Raw genomic sequence first — 3,100 nt, forward strand, 5'->3', positions numbered from 1 at the left:
TCGTGGCCGAGGCCGACGAGTCCGACGGCTCACTGGTGCACTACGAGCCCGACGTGGTGATCCTGACCAACGCCGAGCCCGACCATCTCGACCACTTCGGCACCGCCGAGGCGTACTTCGAGGTCTTCGACACCTTCCTCGCCCGGATCCCGGACACCGGCGTCCTGGTGGTCTGCCTGGACGACGCGGGAGCGGCCGAGCGCGCGCGCCGGGCGGCGTCCGCGGGGGTGCGGGTGGTGGGGTACCGCACCACGGCCGGCCCCGCGACCGACCTGCCGGTGGTGGGTGAACTCGACGGGATCGAGGTCGACTCGGGCGGGACCCGGGCCGGGCTCACGTTGGACGGGCGGTCTCGTGGCGACCTCCACGTGGGGACCCCGGGCCGACACATGGCGCTCAACGCGCTCGCCGCTCTCCTGGCCGCCCGGGAGGTCGCCGGGGACGCCGGGATCGACGTCGACCACGTGCTGTCCGGTCTGTCCGGATTCGGGGGAGTGGGGCGTCGGTTCGAACCCAAGGGCACGGTCGCGGTCCAGGGTGGACTGGTGCGGGTGTTCGACGACTACGCGCACCATCCGACCGAGGTCAGGGCGGTCCTGAGCGCCGGGCGGGAGATCGTCGCCTCGGACGGTGGCCGCCTGATCGCGGTCTTCCAGCCCCACCTCTACTCCCGCACCCGCATCTTCGCCGAGGAGTTCGGGCGGGCGTTGTCCCTGGCCGACGAGGTGGTGGTGCTCGACGTGTACGGCGCGCGCGAGCAACCCGAGGAGGGCGTCGACGGCGGCCTCGTCACCCGCCACGTGAGCTCGCCGGCCCACCACGTCCCCGACCTCGACACCGCCCTGTCCACGGTGCTCGGGATCATCCGGCCGGACGACGTGGTCTTCACGCTCGGGGCCGGAGACATCACCACGCTCGGCCCGAGGATCGTCGCCGGGCCCGCGGGGAGCGGGACGGGGTCATGACGAGGCCGACGCCGTGAAGGGGGCTCAGCGGTGACCGACGAGCCACGCGACCACCCGACGGACCCGGCGGATCCGACGGACCCGCTGGACCAGGCGGCCTCGGACGACCCGGACCGGAGACTCGCCGCGGCGGCCGTCCGTAGCTCGGACGAGCGGGTGCGTCACTCCGACCCCGCGGTGCGGGCCACGCTGCGCAGGCGACGTCGCCGCACCAACCGCATCTATGTGGGGCTCGGTGTGGCGCTCGTCGTCCTCCTGGTGGGATACATCGCGCTGTACTTCCTGCCGGTGTTCTCCGTCCGGGAGGTCCGGGTCGTCGGGACCCGGACCATTCCCGTGGAGGCGGTGACCGAGCGCGCGGCGGTGTCCCCCGGGACCCCGCTGCTCCAGGTGGACACCCACGCGGTGGCGCGCCGCGTGGCGGGGATCCCGAGGGTGGACCAGGTCACGGTCACGCGGGACTACCCGTCGACCCTGCGGATCGAGCTGATCGAGCGCACCGCCCTGGTCGTGGTCGAGGTCGACGGCGCCCGGCACCTGGTGGACGGGCAGGGCATCGACTTCGGGCAGGGGGACCCGCCTCCCGGAACCCCCGAGCTCACCGTGGGGGACGGCGCACGCTCCGACCTGCCCGGGATCGTCCGGGACCTGTCGACGGTCTTCGCCGAGGTCCGGGGGACCGCGGGGCAGGAGATCGCGTCCGTCGAGGTGGAGAGTCCGGCGTCGATCGTCCTCACCCTCGTCGACGGGCGCACCGTGGAGTGGGGGGCCGCGGGTCGCGACCACGAGAAGGCGGTCGCCCTGCAGATGGTCCTCGAGCAACCCGGGCAGGTCTGGAACGTCTCCAATCCGGCGTTGCCGGCCTCACGGTAGACCGACACGCCCGCGAGCCTCGTGGACGTGCGGGGCCGGTGCCCCTACCGTGTGATCCGACGGCGGAAACCGCCTCTGACCAGCAACTTTAACCCTCAAGTAGAGGGTGAGAGTTAGGCGAGAGTCTTTCGTCGAGACAGCATGCAACCGAGCACGACACCCCCAAAGGAAGGCCGGGCCTCGATGAGCTCACCGCACAACTACCTCGCAGTCATCAAGGTCGTCGGAATCGGGGGCGGCGGTGTCAACGCCGTGAACAGGATGATCGACGAGGGCCTCAAGGGCGTCGAGTTCATCGCGGTGAACACCGATGCGCAGGCTCTGCTCATGTCCGACGCCGACGTCAAGCTCGACGTCGGTCGCGAACTCACCCGCGGCCTCGGTGCCGGCGCCGACCCGGAGGTCGGGCGCAAGGCGGCGGAGGACCACAAGGACGAGATCGAGGAGGTCCTCAAGGGCGCGGACATGGTCTTCGTCACGGCCGGGGAGGGCGGCGGTACCGGCACCGGTGGCGCGCCGGTCGTCGCGGCCATCGCGCGTAAGCTCGGCGCGCTCACCGTCGGCGTCGTGACCCGCCCGTTCTCCTTCGAGGGCAAGCGTCGCGGGGGACAGGCCGAGGCGGGGATCGAGGGCCTGCGCGAGGCCTGCGACACCCTGATCGTGATCCCCAACGACCGCCTGCTCCAGCTCGGGGACGCCGGCGTGTCCATGATGGAGGCCTTCAAGACCGCCGACGAGGTCCTCCTCAACGGCGTCCAGGGGATCACCGACCTCATCACCACCCCCGGCGTGATCAACGTCGACTTCGCCGACGTCAAGGGCGTCATGTCCGGGGCCGGCAGCGCGCTCATGGGGATCGGCTCCTCGCGGGGCGAGGGTCGGGCGTACAAGGCCGCGGAGGCCGCCATCAACTCGCCGCTCCTGGAGACCACGATGGAGGGCGCCAAGGGCGTACTCATGTCGATCGCCGGCGGCAGCGACCTGGGCCTGTTCGAGATCAACGAGGCCGCGACCCTCGTCCAGGAGGAGGCGCACCCCGACGCCAACATCATCTTCGGCACCGTCGTCGACGACTCGCTCGGCGACGAGGTGCGGGTGACCGTCATCGCCGCCGGGTTCGAGGGCGGCTCCCGGCAGTCCTCCGGTGCGGGTCAGTCGCGGCGCGGCCGCCACCACCTCGACGACGACGAGGTCCCCGGCGCCTCCGGCGACACCGGCGGTGCCTCCGGGCTCGGATCGACCCCTCTCGACGGCGGGCGTCG

General features: G+C 71.9%; 3 protein-coding genes. All 3 read left to right on the plus strand.

Features of this window, described 5'->3' with window-relative positions; all coding sequences use genetic code 11:
- On the plus strand, positions 1–965 hold a 965-nt coding region (locus tag G6018_RS14460), incomplete at its 5' end, for a Mur ligase family protein (RefSeq protein WP_241732122.1).
- A gap of 30 nt (positions 966–995) precedes the next feature.
- Entirely contained in the window at positions 996–1,838 is an 843-nt protein-coding gene (locus tag G6018_RS14465; protein WP_182610677.1) for an FtsQ-type POTRA domain-containing protein, read from the plus strand.
- A 183-nt stretch (positions 1,839–2,021) separates the two neighbouring features.
- Positions 2,022–3,100: cell division protein FtsZ (gene ftsZ, locus G6018_RS14470; RefSeq protein ID WP_182610678.1), on the plus strand; the 1,079-nt coding region annotated here is incomplete at its 3' end.

This window comes from Dietzia sp. DQ11-44, from assembly GCF_014145205.1.
Lineage (GTDB): Bacteria > Actinomycetota > Actinomycetes > Mycobacteriales > Mycobacteriaceae > Dietzia > Dietzia natronolimnaea.